Annotated in this window: 10 protein-coding genes; 5 read left to right on the top strand and 5 right to left on the bottom strand. The window is 67.8% G+C overall.

The genetic code is table 11. The features are described from left to right. Window positions 1-80 precede the first annotated feature (80 nt). The 3 genes from WS61_RS10195 to WS61_RS10185 all read left to right on the top strand — a co-directional run bounded on the left by WS61_RS10195 (window position 81) and on the right by WS61_RS10185 (window position 3,410). On the top strand, window positions 81-1,265 hold the full coding sequence (locus tag WS61_RS10195) for a M20 aminoacylase family protein (RefSeq protein WP_095211657.1): 1,185 nt from the start codon (window positions 81-83) through the stop codon (window positions 1,263-1,265). A gap of 43 nt (window positions 1,266-1,308) precedes the next feature. Then, complete coding sequence (locus WS61_RS10190) at window positions 1,309-2,628, top strand: MFS transporter (protein WP_059500346.1); 1,320 nt, start codon at window positions 1,309-1,311, stop codon at window positions 2,626-2,628. A 239-nt stretch (window positions 2,629-2,867) separates the two neighbouring features. Then, window positions 2,868-3,410 carry a cysteine hydrolase family protein gene (locus tag WS61_RS10185; protein ID WP_059500345.1) on the top strand — a complete coding sequence of 181 codons (543 nt, stop codon included), beginning with the start codon at window positions 2,868-2,870 and terminating at the stop codon, window positions 3,408-3,410. A gap of 267 nt (window positions 3,411-3,677) precedes the next feature. Here the strand turns inward: WS61_RS10185 and WS61_RS10180 are convergent, their stop codons facing one another. The 5 genes from WS61_RS10180 to WS61_RS10160 form a co-directional block, all read right to left on the bottom strand. After that, entirely contained in the window at window positions 3,678-4,784 is a 1,107-nt protein-coding gene (locus tag WS61_RS10180; protein ID WP_059500344.1) for a porin, read from the bottom strand. Window positions 4,785-4,847: 63 nt separating this feature from the next. Beyond that, window positions 4,848-5,267: a DoxX family protein gene (locus WS61_RS10175; protein WP_059500375.1), complete on the bottom strand. Its 420-nt coding sequence runs from the start codon at window positions 5,265-5,267 to the stop codon at window positions 4,848-4,850. 172 nt (window positions 5,268-5,439) lie between these two features. Then, complete coding sequence (locus tag WS61_RS10170) at window positions 5,440-6,717, bottom strand: cytochrome c (RefSeq protein WP_059500343.1); 1,278 nt, start codon at window positions 6,715-6,717, stop codon at window positions 5,440-5,442. A 2-nt stretch (window positions 6,718-6,719) separates the two neighbouring features. Next, window positions 6,720-8,339 (bottom strand): GMC family oxidoreductase, encoded by a 1,620-nt coding sequence (locus WS61_RS10165; RefSeq protein WP_059500342.1) that lies wholly within the window; start codon window positions 8,337-8,339, stop codon window positions 6,720-6,722. Next, window positions 8,339-8,845 carry a sugar dehydrogenase complex small subunit gene (locus tag WS61_RS10160; protein ID WP_034204693.1) on the bottom strand — a complete coding sequence of 169 codons (507 nt, stop codon included), beginning with the start codon at window positions 8,843-8,845 and terminating at the stop codon, window positions 8,339-8,341. The genes WS61_RS10165 and WS61_RS10160 overlap by 1 nt, the downstream gene beginning before the upstream one ends. A gap of 304 nt (window positions 8,846-9,149) precedes the next feature. Here WS61_RS10160 and WS61_RS10155 point away from each other — a divergent pair, with 304 nt between their 5' ends. Beyond that, complete coding sequence (locus WS61_RS10155) at window positions 9,150-15,194, top strand: alpha-2-macroglobulin (RefSeq protein ID WP_059500341.1); 6,045 nt, start codon at window positions 9,150-9,152, stop codon at window positions 15,192-15,194. Between the two features lie 10 nt (window positions 15,195-15,204). After that, window positions 15,205-17,460 carry a penicillin-binding protein 1C gene (pbpC, locus tag WS61_RS10150; RefSeq protein WP_059500340.1) on the top strand — a complete coding sequence of 752 codons (2,256 nt, stop codon included), beginning with the start codon at window positions 15,205-15,207 and terminating at the stop codon, window positions 17,458-17,460. Window positions 17,461-17,540 lie beyond the last annotated feature (80 nt).

The following is a 17,540-nucleotide window of genomic DNA, read 5'->3' as shown; positions in this document are numbered from 1 at the left end:
GCCGCCAACCGGCAAAGCAGCGCGCCAAACGGCGCGCCACCACTGAAGTTTGAAGCAAATCGAAGATATAAGGAGACACCATGCTGCAAGCCGCGAACCCCGTCATCCCGGCCATCGCCGCCATCGCCCCCGAGCTCGTCGAAGTGCGCCGCCGCATTCACGCCCACCCCGAACTCGCATTCGAAGAGACGCTCACGAGCGACCTCGTCGCCGAGTTGCTCACCGGCTGGGGCTACGAAGTGCATCGCGGTATCGGCAAGACGGGCGTGGTCGGCGTGCTACGCGAAGGGCAAGGCACACGCACGGTCGGGCTGCGCGCCGACATGGACGCGCTGCCGCTCTCGGAAGCCACGGGGCTGCCCTACGCAAGCCGTCACGCGAACAAGATGCATGCATGCGGCCACGACGGTCACACCGCGATGCTGCTGTGCGCGGCGCGCCACCTCGCGGCGACGCGCCGGTTCTCCGGCACGCTGAACCTGATCTTCCAGCCCGCCGAGGAAAACTTCGGCGGCGCGAAGGCGATGATGGACGACGGCCTGTTCGACCGTTTCCCGTGCGACGCGATCTTCGCGATCCACAACATGCCGGGCCGCGCGGCCGGCGACATGGCGTTCCGCACCGGCGCCGCGATGGCGTCGGCCGACCGCGTGACGATCACGCTGCGCGGCGTCGGCGGCCACGGCGCGATGCCGCATTTCGCGCGCGATCCGATGTCGGCCGCGGGCAGCATCATGGTCGCGCTGCAAACGATCGTCGCACGCGAGGTCGACGCGCAGCATGCGGCCGTGATCACCGTCGGCAGCGTGCAGGCCGGCGAAACGTTCAACATCATTCCCGAAACCGTCGTGATGAAATTGTCGGTGCGCGCGCTGAACGCCGACGTGCGCGCCCTGCTCGCGCGCCGCATCGAGGCGCTCGTGAAGGGCCAGGCGGAAAGCTTCGGCGTCACCGCGGAGGTCGACTACGACTATGGCTACCCGGTGCTCGTCAATCACGCGGAACCAACCGCGTTCGCGGCCGACATCGCATGCCAGATGCTCGGCGCGGAACGCGTCGAAACCGACACCGCGCCGCTGATGGGCAGCGAGGATTTCGCGTTCATGCTCGAAGCGCGCCCCGGCTGCTACGCGTTCATCGGCAACGGAATCGGCAGCAAGGGCGGCTGCATGGTGCACAACCCCGGCTACGACTTCAACGACGACATCCTCGCGATCGGCGCGAGCTACTGGGTTCGCGTCGCCGAAGCCTGGCTCGCGGCCTGACAGCCTTTCAACACGCAGTTCCGCGCTCAAAGCAAGGGAACCCATGGAAACGTCCGCCATTTCATTCGCCGGCACGCCGGTCGATGCCCGCGCCGCCGCGAAGAAGCGCCGGCTGATCGCGGCCGCCGCCGTCGGCAACGCGCTCGAGTTCTACGACTTCACGGTCTACAGCTTCTTCGCGATCCTGATCGGCAAGCTGTTCTTTCCCGTGCATTCGTCGTTCGGACAACTGATGCTCGCGGTCGCGAGCTTCGGCGTCGGCTTCGTCACGCGTCCGCTCGGCGGCCTCGTGATCGGCATGTATGCGGACCGCGCCGGCCGCAAGAAGGCGATGATCCTCACGCTGCTGCTGATGGCGCTCGGTACCGCGACGATCGCGGTCGCGCCGACCTTCGCGCAGATCGGCATCGCCGCGCCGCTGCTGCTCGTGCTCGCACGGCTGCTGCAAGGGTTCGCGTCGGGCGGCGAAGTCGGCGCATCGACGACGCTGCTGCTCGAACAGGCACCGCAGCATCGTCGCGGTTTCTATGCGTCGTTCCAGTTCTCGAGCCAGGGGCTCGCCGCGCTCGCGGGCGCACTCACCGGCGTCGCGCTGACGTCGACGCTGAGCGCCGCGCAACTCGAAAGCTGGGGCTGGCGCGTGCCGTTCATCATCGGCACGCTGTTCGTGCCGCTCGGCTACTGGTTGCGCCGCACCGTCGAGGAAGTGCCTGCTGCCGCCCCGGCCGCCGCACACGACGAGCCGGTCGCATCGCTGCCGCTCGCCGACGTGCTGCGCCATCACGCCAAGGCCGTATTCGCGGGCCTCGGCGTGACGATCGGCGGCACGTCGATCCACTACATCATCGTGTTCTACATGGCGATCTATGGCGTGCAGGTGCTGCACTTGCCGACCTGGCTGTCGATGACGGCCGGCTGCGTCGCCGGTGCGATCCTGATGCTCGTGACGCCGATCGGCGGCCTTCTGTCGGACGTGTATGGGCGCAACCGGATCGTCTGGTGGACACGCATCGTGCTGATGGCCGCGATCTACCCGGCGTTCATTGCCCTGAACCGCTGGCCCGGCGCCGTTTCGCTGCTGTCGATCATCGCCGCGCTGTCGATCGTGCATGCGATCAACATCGGTGCGACGGGGGCAATGCTCGGCGAGTTGTTTCCGCGGGCAGTGCGTGCGACGGGCGGTGCGCTGGTGTATAGCGTCGGCGTCGCGATCTTCGGCGGCTTCGCGCAGTTCTTCGTCACGTGGCTGATCGCGGCGACCGGAGATCCGAATGCGCCGGCGTGGTATGCGATCGGGTGTGGCGCGATGACGTTGCTTGCGATTCGTTTCATGGACGAGAAGGCGGGGAAAGCGCTGGATTGAGCGGCGGACGGTGCGCGGCACGTGAACAGTAATTGACGTCACGCGCGCGCATCGGGCATCATCGAGCCATGCACCACGCTCCGATCACCCTTTCGACGACCACGCGCACGACCGCCATTGGCGGGCCCGTGCGGCGAGTGCGCGCAAGATCGTAGCGTCACCGATTCCCACAGGCCCCGCCGGTTCCGGACGGGGTCTCGTCGTTTCTCCGTCTGCATCGGCCACTCAGGAGAAACGCGATGTCCGAAGCCCCTTCCCCGAAACGCGCGCTGCTCGTGATCGATATGCAGGTCGGGTTGTTTCATGGCCCCGATCGCCCGCATGACGGCGAACGCGTGCTGGCCAATATCAACCGGCTGATTTGCCGTGCGCATGACAGCGGTGCCCCCGTGTTCGCCGTGCGTCACGTCGGCCCGGCCGGCTCGCCGATCGCATCCGACGCGCCGCTGGCCGCACTGCTGCCGGAGCTTGCGATCGATACCGCACGCGACATCGTGTTCGACAAGACGCGGCCGAGCTGCTTCGCGGGCACGCGACTCGCCGAGTGGTTGCATGCGGCTAGTATCGGCGAGATCGTGATCGCGGGGATGAAAACGCAGTACTGCGTCGATACGACGTGCCGTGCGGCCGCCGATCTCGGCTTTCGCCCGGTACTCGTTGCCGATGCGCACACCTGTATGGATACACCAGCGCTGCCGGCCGAGCGGATCGTCGCGCACCATAATGCGACACTCGGCGGGCCGTTTGCGACGGTGACGACGACCGACGCATGCGTGTTCTGAAGTACGGCGCCGATCGGACGGCGATGCGCGAGCGTGCGCATTGCAATCGCGTCGGCATGAACCGTCAATTTACCGAGCTCGCCATGTCGATCGCTCGACGCGTCATACCGACTTTCGAGAACAGGACTGGCCTCGAAGCAGGTGAGTGCTTGTCGAGACCATATCGCGTCACGTCCCGGACAGCAACGATACGGCAGCCGGCGTAAACGCAAAAAGGCACGGACCTTCACCGCCCGTGCCTTCTTCACCTACCCAAACCGCCCGTGCTCAGAACGTATGCATCATCCCCACATACGCGCCCGTCTGCGACTCGCCCGTCATCGGGCTCGTCCCCGACGTCGCGTCACGCGGCGTCGCGAGCAGCGAGAAATTCGAATTCCCGCCGTTGCGCACATACGCGACCGTGCCGTACAGGAACGTGCGTTTCGACAGGTTGTACGTGGTGCCGAGCACGTACATCATCGCGTGCCCTGACGGGTCATGCGACGCATCGCCGCCGCCGTCACCCACCTTCACGTAATACCCGCCGCCCGTCACGGCCCACTGCGGCGTCGCCGAATAGGTCGCGCCGAGCCAGTAATGATCGGCACGGTCGGCAACACCGGCCGGGCTGTCCGGCGCCTGGTAGTGCGTATACGCCCCCTGGATCTTGAACTTCGACACCTTCACGTTCGCGCCGACGAAGTACTCGCGCGACGCGGTGAAGATATTGCTGAACTTGCCGTTGTTGTCGCGCAGCTCGTCGTAGATACCGCGCACGTCGAGCACCGGCGAATGGTACGAGATCATGATCCCGTCCGAGCGGCCGAAATCGTCGGCCGCGCCGTAGTTGAAGCCGCGTGACTGGTTGCCGAACGCGTATTGCGCCTGCACGTCGAAGCCGCCGATCACCGGGCTGTGATATTCGATGTTGTTGCTGGTCTGCTGCCAGTTGCGGCCACGCACGAGCGACGCCGACGAAAATGCCTGCTGGACGAACGGATCGAATTCCCACACGCCGTCGCTGTCGATGAACAGGTTGCGGCCGGCCTGCAACTGGCCCCACGTGTTGCTCTTCAACCCGACGTACGCGCGCCGCGACCACATGCGTCCGCCGCCCGTCTGGCCGTTCATCACCTGGAACGCGGTTTCCAGGTTGAACACCGTCGACAGCCCGCCGCCGAGATCCTCGACGCCCTTCAACCCGAACATGCTGGTGCCCCAGTCGCCGCTTTCCGCGCTCCAGCGCGTCCCGCTGCCGCCGTTCGGCTTCGCGATGTGGTTCAGGTATTCGATGCCGCCGTCGATCCGGCCGTACAGCGTGACGCTCGTCTGTGCAAACGCAGCCGCTGGCGTGGCGGCCGCAATCAGCCATGCGAAGTATTTGAGTCGCAAAATGATGCCCCCTCGAAGTCTCGACCGTCCGACGCGCGCCCCATGCACGCGCCTCGGGTCTGCTTATCCGCGATCGAGCGAAAAACGTCCGGGGCCGGCCGCGCAGAGCGCGAGCAAGCCGCCCGAGATCGCGATGTTCTTGTAGAAATGAATCATGTTGTTGATCTGCTCGCCGCCCGTCATCGTCCAGTAATGGTGACCGATAACGGCGGTGCCGATCGTATACAGCGCAAGCAACAGCGCGAGCGGCCGCGTCTGGAAGCCGATCAGGATCGCAATCCCGACGAACAGCTCCATCACGACGGAGATCGCCGCCGAGATGATCGGCGCCGGCGCGCCCTCGCTACCCATGAACGCGATCGTACCGGAGAAGTCGATAATCTTCTTCCAGCCGAACATCACGAACAGGATCACGATCAGGATTCGGGCAAGCAGCAGCAGCACATCGCGCTGGGACGCGAGAAACGGTTGATTCGGTGTCATGGTGTGATCAACGAAAACGATGCGCGCAATCGCACGCACCGGATTGCCTGTGAACCGGGGCGGACGGCCATCCGCGCCGCCGCCCCGCTCTGCAACAACCGGCATCGGGGCCTGCCCGATGTGCTGTGCTCCTCCTCTTTTACGTTGTCGCCCTGCTTCGTCGCGTGTCGCGTCAGCGCAGCTTCGCGACGTCCTGCTCGGTCACCTTCGCAGCCGGATTGCCGAACTGCCCGGTCAGGTAGTTCGTCAGCGCGGCGATCTGCGCATCCGACAACTCGTGGCGGAACGCCGGCATCCCGACGTCCTCGCTACCGGCCTTGCGCTGCACGCCGTTCAGGATCACCTGCACGAGGTTGGTCGGATTCGACGCACCGACCGTCGAGTTATGGAACAGCGGCGGGTAGTAACCGTCCGGCGTGCCCTTCCCCTGCATCTGGTGACAGGTCGCGCAGTTGCCGAGATACAGCCGGGCCGGATCGATGCCCGACGACGCGAGCGCCGCGCCGCGCAGCTTCAGGCCGTCCTCGGCAGGCTTGCCCCACGACGAGCGCGACTGCTTCGCGTCGCCGCTGGCCACGGCCGGCACCGTGCGGATGTACGTCGAGATCGCGCCGATGTCGGCTTCGGTCATCTTCGAGAAGCTGTGCTCGATCGCCTCGGCCATCGGGCCGGCCGCCTGCGCAAGGCCCGGCACGCTGCCGGTGCGCAGATACTGGACGAGCTGCTGCTGCGTCCAGCCGCCGATCCCCGCGTTCGGGTCGGACGTGATGTTGTAGCCGTCCCAACCCGCGAGCACAGAGCCCGACAGGAAGCTGCCGCCCGTTTCGTCGAGCGACTTCTCCTGCATCGCGATGCCGCGCGGCGTATGGCACGTGCTGCAGTGCGCAAGGCCCTGCACGAGATACGCGCCGCGGTTCCACTCGGCGCTCTGCGCCGGCTTCGGCTGGTAGACGCCGTCCTTCAGGAACAGCCAGTTCCAGATCTTCAGCGGCCAACGCATGCTCAGCAGCGCGGGGATCTCGTTCTTCGGCGGCGCCTGCTTGACCGGTTCGACGCCGTGCATGAAGTACGCGTACAGCGCCTGCACGTCGTCGTCGTTGATCTTCGCATACGACACGTACGGCATCGCCGGGTACAGGTTGTCGCCGTTCTTCGACACGCCATGACGCACCGCACGCTCGAAGTCGTCGAACGTCCAGGTGCCGATGCCCGTATCGGGGTCGGGCGTGATGTTGCTCGTATAGATCTTGCCGAGCATCGGCACCGGCATGCCGAGGCCGCCCGCGAACGGCTTGCCGCCCTTCGCGGTGTGGCAGGCCATGCAGTCGCCCGCGACCGCGAGGTATTCGCCGCGCTTGACCTGCGCCGGATCGGCCGAATCGGCCGCGCGCGCGAGGCCGGGCAGCGCGAGGCAGCCGGCGAGGAGGAAGGTGAGAGTAGATTTCCGCACGGTCAGACTTCCTTCTTCAGCGTGTCCGACATCCGCAGCGCGAGCGCCGCGATCGTCAGCGTCACGTTCACCGTACCGACGGTCGGCATCGTCGAGCTGCTCGAGATGAACAGGTTCGGATGGTCGAACGTCCGGCAGTCCTTGTCGACGACCGAGTCGCGTGCATCCGCGCCCATGATCGTCGCGCCGGTGATGTGGTTGTTCGGCGCGAACTCGTCGTTGAATACGACGTCGGTGCCGCCGAGCACCTTCGCGGCCGTCGCGTAAACCTCGCGCGTGTGCACGGCGCCGCGCTTCACGTAATCGTCGATCGCATACGTGATCTCGGGGCGCGGGATGCCGATCGCGTCGGTGGCCGTCTTGCTCGGCACGATGCGGTTCTCGGGTTGCGGCAGGATTTCGTGGAAGCAGTCGAACTGCACGTAGCGTGCGGAACGGTCGCGGATCTGCGCGTCGAGCTCCTCGTGCTTCATCAGCTTGCCGGCCTTGAAGATCTTCTGCGTCTCCTGGTTGATGCGCGACATGTTCGACAGGTGGATCTTCTTCGCGGCTTCGGTCGCGCGGAACGGACCGTCGCGGAAACCGATCAGCGACGTCATCTCCTGCGGGCCGCGGCCCGGCCACAGCTTCTCGCTCGCGTAGAACGACACGCCGGTGCCCGGGTGGTCCATCAGGTTGCGCCCGACCATGTCCGAGCTGTTCGCGACGCCGTTCGGGAAATCGCGGTTCGCGGACATCAGCAGGATCTTCGGCGTCTCGATGCCGTTCGCGGCGAGCACGAAGTACTTGCCCTCGACGCGATGGTCGGCGCCCGTCTTGTCCTTGTAGATCGCGGCGACGATGCGCTTGTCCGGCCCCGTCTCGAGCTTGTAGACGACCGCGCTGTCGATCAGCTTTGCGCCAGCCTGCTCGGCCTTCTCGACGTGGACGATGCCGTTGTACATCGCACCGATCGGACAGATCGGCATGCAATTGTTGTTTCCGCAACAGGTCGGCCGGCCGTCGTACGGGCGGCTGTTGCGCGCGACGGGCTCGGTCACCACGTGGAACTTCGGGTCATGGCCGTTGAGCGCGCTCTTGATGGTCTGCTCGTTGAACGACAACGGCAGCGGCGGCATCGGATACGCCTGCTTGCGCGGCGAGTACAGATCTTCCTCGGGGCCCGGGCCCCACACGCCGAGCTCTTCCTCGGCACGCTGGTAGTAATGCTCGAGGTCGTCGTACTGGATCGGCCAGTCGCGGCCGACGCCGTACACGGTCTTCATCTTGAAGTCGTTCGGAATGAAGCGCCACGCCGACGCGGCCCAGTGCCACGTCGTGCCGCCCACCGCGCGGATGTACTGCGAGTTGAACTTGTGCTCGCCCTTCAGGATCAGGTAGTCGTTCGGCGGGCCGTATTCCGGATGCGGGGCCCACGGGCTCGACGGGTACGGCGCCATGAAGTCGGTCTTGTCGGGCTGGTTGCGAAAGCGCTCGACGATTTCCCAGCGCGGCATGCGCGGGCCGGCTTCCAGCAGGATCACGGACTTGCCCGCCATCGCGAGCTGGTGTGCAACGATCGCGCCGGCGACACCCGATCCGACGACGACGACGTCGGCTTTTTGCGTATCGGTATCGGCCATCAGGCTTGCCTCTCGATCGGTTTTTCGGCCCAGAAGCCGGGTTTGTTGGGGCAATACGAAGGGATCACGAGCGTATCGGACACCACGCTGAACATTAATGCTTCTTCGTAGGTAATCACGACGTTGTCGACGATGCCGAGATACCACGCGCCGAGAATCGTCAGTGCGAGCGATTCCTGGTCGGGATTCAGCGAGCCGGATGCGAGCGCGCCGGCGAGCTGCGGCAGGCTGTCGGCCGTCTTGAACGAGCCCTTCTGCAAGGCCTGCAGATAGCGCTGGCCGGTGACGCGGCTCAGCCCTTTCTTGCCGGTCAATGCTTCGGAAAGCGTCATGAACGTATCGAGCGGCGCGGTGCCGGGATCGTCGGCCAGGGCCCGCAACGCCAGCGAGCCCGTGAGGCCCGCCGCCGTCAGCGCCAGTGCGCCCTGCAGCCATTGACGCCGCGTGATGCCGGTTGCGGCTGCGTCGTTGTCACGACGCGATTGGGGGGTGTTGTCGTTGTGCATGTTTCCTTCTCTCGAACACCGGATTCGGGAAAACCACGCTTGATATTTCTCAAACATTGGCGCGGACCTGCAATGTACGCGCACACGCCGGATCAAACAATCTTTTTATAGTCCATTTAATGTTCCGCAATCCGTGACAATCGACATTTCGCTGCATTTTTGTGTCGTCGACGCGACAAATCTGCGGCACGCACCCCCGTGTCGCGCGCCGGCGACACATTGCATGCCATGCTGCGCGCGCATGACGGTCGGTTAGAATCCCGTGCAATCAAACAGAAAGCTTCCCTCCGAGGGCAATCGAGCGATGAAGCAGCGCGACAAGCACAACAAAGAAACGCATCGAACCAACCACACGATCCGGCTGCTCTGGCGCATCGGCGCCGTGGCGGCGCTCGGCGGCGCCGCGGCCCTGTCGCTGCATGCGGGCGCGGCGCGCACGGTGAGCGTGTCGCCGCAAGGCACCGTCACCGAAGTCCGGCAGAGCGTCGTCAAGTTCGACGAACCGATGGTCGCCTTCGGCTCGGCCTCCGCGCCGAATCCGGCGCGCGTGAGCTGCAACGATTCGGCGGCCGCACGCGGCCAGGGCCACTGGCTCGACGACAAGACCTGGGTTTACGATTTCGAAAGCGACCTGCCGCCCGGCGTACGCTGCTCGGTCGCGCTCAACGACACGCTGCGTTCGGTCGCGGGCAATGCGGTCAGCGGCCCGCGTCGCTTCACGTTCCAGACGGGCGGCCCGTTTCCGGTGTCGGTGCGCCCCGGCTCGCGCGAGATCGAGGAGCGGCAGGTCTTCGTGATGAAGCTGAACGGCCCGGCCGAGCCGCGCTCGGCGCTCGCGAACATCTGGTGCGAAGCGGCCGGCATCGGCAACCGCATTCCCGTCGCGGCGGCCGACGACGATACGCGCAACGCCCTGCTCGATCATTTCGGGTTGAAGAAAGAGGCGGCGCGCGTGCTGACGCTGTCGTGTTCGCAGGCGCTGCCGGCGAGCGCGAAGGTGCAGCTGGTGTACGGCAAGGGCGTCGCGAGCCCGAGCGGCATCGCGAACGAAACCGAACGGCGTTTCGATTTCACCGTGCGCGCACCGTTCGCCGCGAGCTTCTCGTGCGAACGCGAGAACGCGAAGGCGCCCTGCACGCCGCTGCGCCCGCTCACGCTGTCGTTCAACGCGCCGATCTCGCGCAAGCAGGCCGACGCGATCAAGCTGCGCGGCCCCGACGGTTCGCTGTCGCCGACCTTCGCGGCCGACGACCACAGCGAGGAAGTGACGACCGTCACGTTCAACCCGCCGCTGCCCGCTCAGGCTGCGCTGACCGTCGAGCTGCCGTCGGGCCTGCGCGACGTGACCGACCGGCCGCTGTCCAACGCCGACCTGTTCCCGCTCGCGACGCGCACCGCGCCGATGCCGCCGCTCGCGAAATTCTCGTCGGGCACCTTCGGGATCGTCGAGCGCTTCGCCGAACCCGGTACGCCCGCGCTGGTGCCCGTCACGCTGCGCAACGTCGAGGCCGACCTGCATATCGCCGGCCTCAATGCGGGCGGCGCGCAATTCGCGAACCTGAAGGTCGAGAACGACACCGCGATCCGCCAATGGATGCGCACCGTCGATCGCTTCGACAACTGGTCGATGACGGCCGGCTCGATCGACGACCAGATACCCGGCCTGCTGGAACGCAAGGGCCAACACCCCGTCTACGTGCCGCTCGCGGCCGGCGAGAAGCAGCCCGCGCCGCAAAACCGCCGCATCGACGTGCGCTCGCTGTCGCTGCTGACGGGCGAGCCCGGTGCGCAGGTGCTGACGCTGCCGAAGGCCGACCCGAAGACGCTGCGCCCGTTCGAAGTGGTCGGCGTGCCGATCGACAAGCCCGGCTTCTACGTGCTCGAACTCGCGTCGCCCGCGCTCGGCCGCTCGCTGCTCGCGAAGCCGTCGAGCATGTACGTGCGCACCACCGTGCTCGTCACGAACCTCGGCGTGCACCTGAAACAGGGGCGCGAGAACAACCTCGTATGGGTCACGACGCTTGACAAGGGCAAGCCGGTGCCGAACGCGCAGATCCGCGTGTCGGACTGCAACGGCGACGAAATCGCGGCCGGCAAGACCGACGCGCAAGGCCTGCTGAAGATCGACGGGCCGTTCGAGCCGAAGCGCGCGTGCGGCGCGTCGGAACAGCGCTACGACGACTACTTCGTGTCGGCGCGCGTCGACGATCCGAAGACGGGCCCCGACATGGCGTTCGTCAGCTCGGGCTGGAACCGCGGGATCGAATCGTGGCGCTTCAACGTGCCGACCGATACCGACAGCGCACCGACCGTGCGCGCGCATACGGTGTTCGACCGCACGCTGCTGCGCGCCGGCGAAACCGTGTCGATGAAGCATTTCATCCGCACCGAGACGCTGCAGAGCCTCGCGTTCCCGTCGCAATACCCGACGCGCCTGACGATCCGCCATCTCGGCACGGGCCAGACGTACAAGCTGCCGCTCACGTGGGCTGCCGACCACAGCGCGGACTCGCAGTTCACGCTGCCGGCCGCCGCGAAGCTCGGCGAGTACAGCGTCGAACTCGAAGGCGGCCCGGAAGACGCGCCAACCGCCACCTATTACAGCGGCAGTTTCCGCGTCGAGGCGTTCCGCCTGCCGGTGCTGAAAGGCTCGATCGGCGCGCGCGACGCGCAGAAGAGCCCGCTCGTCGCCGTGAAGGAAGCGCCGCTCGCGGTGCAGATCGACTATGTGTCGGGCGGCGGCGCATCGAACCTGCCCGTCCAGGTGTCGGCGCTGATGAAATGGGCGTCGCCGCCGTTCGCGGATCGTTTCGAGGATTTCAGCTTCACGCCATATCGTCCCGACACGAGCGACGGCAACGCCGACGACGATTCGCAGGACGGCGACAACGCGTCGTCGTCGAACAACGATCCCGACGCGACGAAGCTGATCGCCGACAAGCTGCCGCTGACGCTCGATCGCAACGGCGCGGGTTCGGTCACGCTCAAGGGCCTGCCCGACGTCGACGCGCCGAAGCGCATCGCGCTGGAGGCGACGTTCGCGGATCCGAACGGCGAAGTGCAGACGATCCGCGGCGACACGATCCTGTGGCCGGCCGCGGTGGTAGCCGGCATCAAGGCAGGCCGCTGGGTGTCGGTCGGCCAGCGCGTGCCGGTGCAGGCACTGGCGGTCGACCTGCAGGGCAAGCCGCGCGCGTCGGTGCCGATCGAGATCAAGGGCGTCGCGCGCATCACGACGTCGTCGCGCAAGCGGATGGTCGGCGGCTTCTATGCATACGACAACAAGAGCGACACGCGCGACCTCGGCGTGCTGTGCTCGGGCAAGACCGACGACAAGGGCCGCATGGCCTGCGACGCGACGCTCGAGCAGGCCGGCAACGTGCAGCTGATCGCGGTCGCGAAGGACGGCGACGGCCGCACGTCGAATGCATCGACGTCGGTATGGGTCACGCGCGAGGACGAACTCTGGTTCGGCGGCGACAACACCGACCGGATCGACGTGATCCCCGAGAAAACCTCGTACGAGCCGGGCGAAACGGCCCGCTTCCAGGTACGCATGCCGTTCCGCTACGCGACCGCGCTCGTCGCGGTCGAGCGCGGCGGCGTGATGGAAACGCACATCGTCGAGCTGAACGGCAAGAACCCGACCGTCGACCTGAAGGTCGGCGAATCGTGGGGGCCGAACGTCTACGTGTCGGTGCTCGCGCTGCGCGGCCGGATTCGCGAGGTGCCGTGGTACTCGTTCTTCACGTGGGGCTGGAAGGCGCCGGTCGAATGGGCGCGCGCGTTCTGGCGCGAAGGCCGCCACTACGAGGCGCCGACCGCGTTCGTCGACCTGTCGAAGCCCGCGTTCCGCTACGGCCTCGGCGAAATCAAGGTCGGCACGGGCGTTCACCGCCTCGGCGTGACCGTGACGACCGACGCGACGCGCTACACGGTCCGCAGCAAGGCGCAGGCGCACGTGAAGGTCACGCTGCCGAACGGCCAGCCGGCACCGGCCGGCACGCAGATTGCGCTCGCGGCTGTCGACGAAGCGCTGCTCGAACTGATGCCGAACGACAGCTGGAACCTGCTCGACGCGATGCTGCGCCGGCGTGCGTACGGCGTCGAGACGGCCACCGCGCAGATGGAAATCGTCGGCCGCCGCCACTTCGGCCGCAAGGCCGTGCCGGCCGGCGGCGGCGGCGGCAGCGCGCCGACCCGCGAGCTGTTCGATACCCTGCTGCTGTGGAACCCGCGCGTGACGCTCGACGCGAACGGCAGCGCAACCGTCGAGGTGCCGCTGAACGATGCGCTCACGCGCTTCCGGATCGTCGCGATCGCGGCGGTCGGCCCTGACCGTTTCGGCACGGGCAGCACGTCGATCCGCAGCACGCAGGATCTGCAATTGATCTCCGGCCTGCCGCCGCTCGTGCGCGAAGGCGACGCGTTCCGCGCGCAGGTCACGCTGCGCAACACGACCGACCGCGCGATGCAGGTCGTCGTGACGCCGCGCGTGACGGGCCTCGACGTCGCCCCGCAAACCGTATCGCTGGCGGCGAATGCCGCGACCGAAGTCGCGTGGACGATCACCGTGCCCGAGCAGGCGCTCGATGCGGCCGGTGCGCTGAACTGGCGCATCGAGGCGGCCGAGCAAGGCGGCAAGCGCGCGTCCGACGCGCTGGCCGTCGCGCAGAAGGTCGTGCCCGCGCTGCCGGTAACCGTCCAGCAGGCGACGCTCGCGCAGGTCGACGGCACGCTGACGGTGCCCGTGGCGGCTCCGGCCGGCGCGGTGAGCAACGCCCAGGGCGCACCGCGCGGCGGCATCGCCGTGTCGCTGCAGTCGAAGCTCGCCGATGGCCTGCCCGGCGTGCGGCGCTGGTTCGAACGCTATCCGTACCGCTGCCTCGAACAGCAGACGTCGCGTGCGATCGGGCTGCGCGACCCTGCGCAATGGCAGGCGCTGATCGCCCGCATGCCCGTCTACCTCGACAGCGACGGCCTGGCAAGCTACTTTCCGCCGTCGTCGGACGATTCGCATCACGGCAGCCCGACGCTGTCGTCGTACCTGCTCGTGGTGTCCGACGAAGCCAGCCGTCTCGATCCGCGCTTCGCGCTGCCGGAAGACCTGCGCACGCAGCTCGAAGCCGGGCTCGCGCGCTTCGTCGACGGCCGCCTCGATCGCAACGCGTGGGCGCCGCGCCAGGATCGCGACCTGCGCAAGCTCGCCGCGATCGAGGCGCTGTCGCGCTACGGCGCCGCGCAGGGCCGCATGCTCGGCTCGATCGAAATCGCGCCGAACCAGTGGCCGACGTCGGCCGTGATCGACTATCACGCGATCCTGACGCGCGTGAAGGACATCCCGCAACGCGACGAGAAACGCGCGCAGGTCGAGCAGATCCTGCGGGCACGCCTCACGTATCAAGGCACGCAGCTCGTGTTCTCGACCGCGCGCGACGACGACCTGTGGTGGCTGATGACCAGCAACGAGACCAACTCCGCGCGTCTCGCGCTGGAATTCGCCGGCGACCCGGCGTGGAAGGACGAAATGCCGCGCGTGACGGCCGGCCTGCTCGCGCTGCAACGCCAGGGCGCATGGCAGACGACGACGTCCAACGCGCTCGGCCTGCTCGCGGTCGAGCGCTTCTCGCGAACCTACGAGAGCACGCCGGTCGCCGGCGCGACGAAGGTTGCGCTCGGCGGCGACGCGCGCTCGATCTCGTGGTCGCAGGCGGCATCGGCCGCGCCCGCCGATACGCCCGCATCGGCCACACCCGCGACCCGCGCGGCCGCCGCGCGCAGCGTGCTGCTGCCGTGGCCGCGTGCGTCGCAGGGGCCGGCCACGCTGTCGGTCACGCAGGACGGCACCGGCCGCCCGTGGGCGACCGTCGAAAGTCTCGCGGCCGTGCCGCTGCGCTCGCCGTTCGCGGCCGGCTACCGGATCACCAAGACCGTCACGCCCGTGTCGCCCGCCGTCAAGGGCGTGCTGACGCGCGGCGACGTCGTGCGCGTGCATCTCGACATCGATGCGCAGAGCGACATGACGTGGGTCGCCGTCAACGATCCGATCCCGGCCGGTGCGACGATCCTCGGGTCGGGCCTCGGTCGCGATTCCGAAGCCGCGACGCAGGGCGAGAAAACGCCGGACGGCGCGTGGCCGACGTTCGTCGAGCGCGACTTCGACGGCTACCGCGCGTACTACGACTATTTGCCGAAGGGCAAATTCTCGGTCGAGTACACGGTGCGGCTGAACAACGTCGGCACGTTCGGACTGCCGCCGACGCGCGTCGAGGCACTGTATGCACCGTCCGTGTACGGCCTGTGGCCGAACCCGCCGATAACCGTGAAGCCGGCCGACGCGGGCAAGTGACGAGACCGCGATGATGGATCCCGCTTTGCCGCGGCCGGCGCGTTTCGCCGGCCGCGTATTCGTCGCCGTCGTGCTGGCCGCGCCGCTCGTCGCGCATGCGCTGCCCGGCTACGACGACGTGCGCCGCAACTGGCGCAGTTCCGACTGGGTGCTGCTCGCCCGCGACGGCACGCCGCTGCAGCGCACGCGCGTCGACCTCGCCGAACGGCGCGGCGAATGGGTGTCGCTCGCCGACGTTTCGCCCGCGTTCCGCGAGGCGATCGTCGTGTCCGAGGACAAGCGCTTCTACGAACACAGCGGCGTCGACTGGCGCGGCATTGCCGGGGCCGCGTGGGGCAACCTGTGGAACGAGCGCACGCGCGGCGCGTCGACCGTCACGATGCAGCTCGCGGGCTTGCTCGGCGATTCGCCGCGCCGCTCGGGCCAGCGCTCGCTGCCGCAGAAAGCCACGCAGGCCGTGAACGCGCTGTGGCTCGAACGCAGCTGGCGCAAGGACCAGATCCTCGAGGCCTACCTGAACCTCGTGCCGTTCCGCGGCGAGACGATCGGGCTCGGCGCGCTGTCGCAGGTGTTGTTCGGCAAGGCGCCATCGGGCCTCGACGCGCGCGAGGCCGCGATCGCGGCCGCACTCGTGCGTGCGCCCAACGCGGCGCCCGCGAAGATCGCCGAGCGCGCGTGCCGGATCCTGCGCGACATGCATGCCGGGCAGGCGTGCGCCTCGCTCGACGGTTACGTGCAGCTCGTCACGGCGCGCCCGGCCAACGCCGTGCGTAACGACATCGCGGCGGACGGCACCGCGCTCGCCCCGCACTTCGCGCGGCGCATCGCGGCCGAAGTCAAGCCGGCGGCCGGCGCGCAGATCCGCACGACGCTCGACGCGCCGCTGCAGCGCTTCGCGCGCGACACGCTGATGCGCGCGCTGACCGAACTCAATGCGCCCGCGCACCGGCGCAACGTGCAGGACGGCGCGGTGGTCGTGATCGACAACGCGACCGGCGAGATCCGCGCGTGGGTCGGCTCGTCGGGGGCGCTGTCGAGCGCGCGCGACGTCGACGCCGTGCTCGCGCCGCGCCAGGCCGGCTCGACGCTCAAGCCGTTCCTCTATGCGCAGGCGCTCGACGAAAAACGGCTGACAGCCGCGTCGCTGCTCGACGATGCGCCGATCAACCTCGCCGCCGGCGGCGGCCTGTACATTCCGCAGAACTACGACAAGGATTTCAAGGGCTGGGTAAGCGTGCGCAGCGCACTCGGCGGCTCGTTGAACGTACCCGCCGTGCGCACGCTGGTGCTCGTCACGCCGCATCGCTTTGCGCGCACGCTGACCGCGCTCGGCCTGCCGCTCGCGCAGGAAGGCGATTACTACGGCTTCAGCCTCGCGCTCGGCAGCGCGGACGTCACGCTGCTGTCGCTGACCAATGCCTACCGCGCGCTCGCGAACGGCGGCGTCGCGCGCAAGGTCGTCGACCTGCCGGCCACGGCGCCGACGTCGGCCTCCGGTGCATCGGCGCCCGCGCGGACGGACGCCGGCACGCGCGTGTTCAGCGAAGCCGCCAGCTTCGTCGTCACCGACATCCTGTCCGACAACAACGCGCGCGTGCGCACCTTCGGCTTCGACAACCCGCTCGCGACGCGCTTCTTCTCGGCGGTCAAGACCGGCACGAGCAAGGACATGCGCGACAACTGGACCGTCGGTTTCACGTCGCGCTATACGGTCGGCGTGTGGGTCGGCAATGCGGACGGCTCGCCGATGTGGGACGTGTCGGGCGTCACGGGCGCGGCGCCCGTGTGGTCGGCCGTGGTCGGCTATCTGCACCGCGACCTGCCGAGCCGTGCGCCGCGCGCGCCGGCCGGTGTCGAGACGCGCCGCATCGCGTTCGAGCGCGACATCGAGCCGGCTCGCAACGAGTGGTTCGTCGCGGGCACGGCGGTCGACACGATCCGGCTCGCGGCGCCCGTCGCGCCCGGCAAGGACGGCGCGCGTGCGCCGCTGACGATCGGCGCGCCGACCGACGGCACGATCTTCGCGATCGACCCGGACATTCCGCCGAAGAACCAGCGGATCTGGTTCGAACGCTCGGCCGGGCGCGCGACGAAATTCGCGTGGCGGCTCGACGACAAGGTGATCGGCCATGCCGACCGCGTCGCGTGGCTACCGTGGCCGGGCCGGCACCGGCTGGAACTCGTCGACGCGCGCGGAAACGTCGCGGATGCGATCGGCTTCGAGGTGCGCGGCGCGTTCGCGAAGCCGGCCGCGCGCAAGCCCTGAGCCGGCGCGCCGACGTGACCGGCCGGCCGTGTTCGCTTTCGCCCCGGTTCAGGACATAGAATGGCAACAGCGCCACATTC

Source organism: Burkholderia sp. ABCPW 11, from assembly GCF_001523445.1.
Classification (GTDB): Bacteria; Pseudomonadota; Gammaproteobacteria; order Burkholderiales; family Burkholderiaceae; genus Burkholderia.
This window is presented reverse-complemented; position numbering and strand designations above follow the sequence as displayed.

What these genes read in the sequence shown, in the direction of transcription:
- WS61_RS10195 (WP_095211657.1), top strand. Translation starts at nt 81, where the DNA reads ATGCTGCAAGCCGCGAACCCCGTCATCCCGGCCATCGCCGCCATCGCC.
- WS61_RS10190 (WP_059500346.1), top strand. Translation starts at nt 1,309, where the DNA reads ATGGAAACGTCCGCCATTTCATTCGCCGGCACGCCGGTCGATGCCCGC.
- WS61_RS10185 (WP_059500345.1), top strand. Translation starts at nt 2,868, where the DNA reads ATGTCCGAAGCCCCTTCCCCGAAACGCGCGCTGCTCGTGATCGATATG.
- WS61_RS10175 (WP_059500375.1), bottom strand. Translation starts at nt 5,267, where the DNA reads ATGACACCGAATCAACCGTTTCTCGCGTCCCAGCGCGATGTGCTGCTG.
- WS61_RS10165 (WP_059500342.1), bottom strand. Translation starts at nt 8,339, where the DNA reads ATGGCCGATACCGATACGCAAAAAGCCGACGTCGTCGTCGTCGGATCG.
- WS61_RS10160 (WP_034204693.1), bottom strand. Translation starts at nt 8,845, where the DNA reads ATGCACAACGACAACACCCCCCAATCGCGTCGTGACAACGACGCAGCC.
- WS61_RS10155 (WP_059500341.1), top strand. Translation starts at nt 9,150, where the DNA reads ATGAAGCAGCGCGACAAGCACAACAAAGAAACGCATCGAACCAACCAC.
- pbpC (WP_059500340.1), top strand. Translation starts at nt 15,205, where the DNA reads ATGATGGATCCCGCTTTGCCGCGGCCGGCGCGTTTCGCCGGCCGCGTA.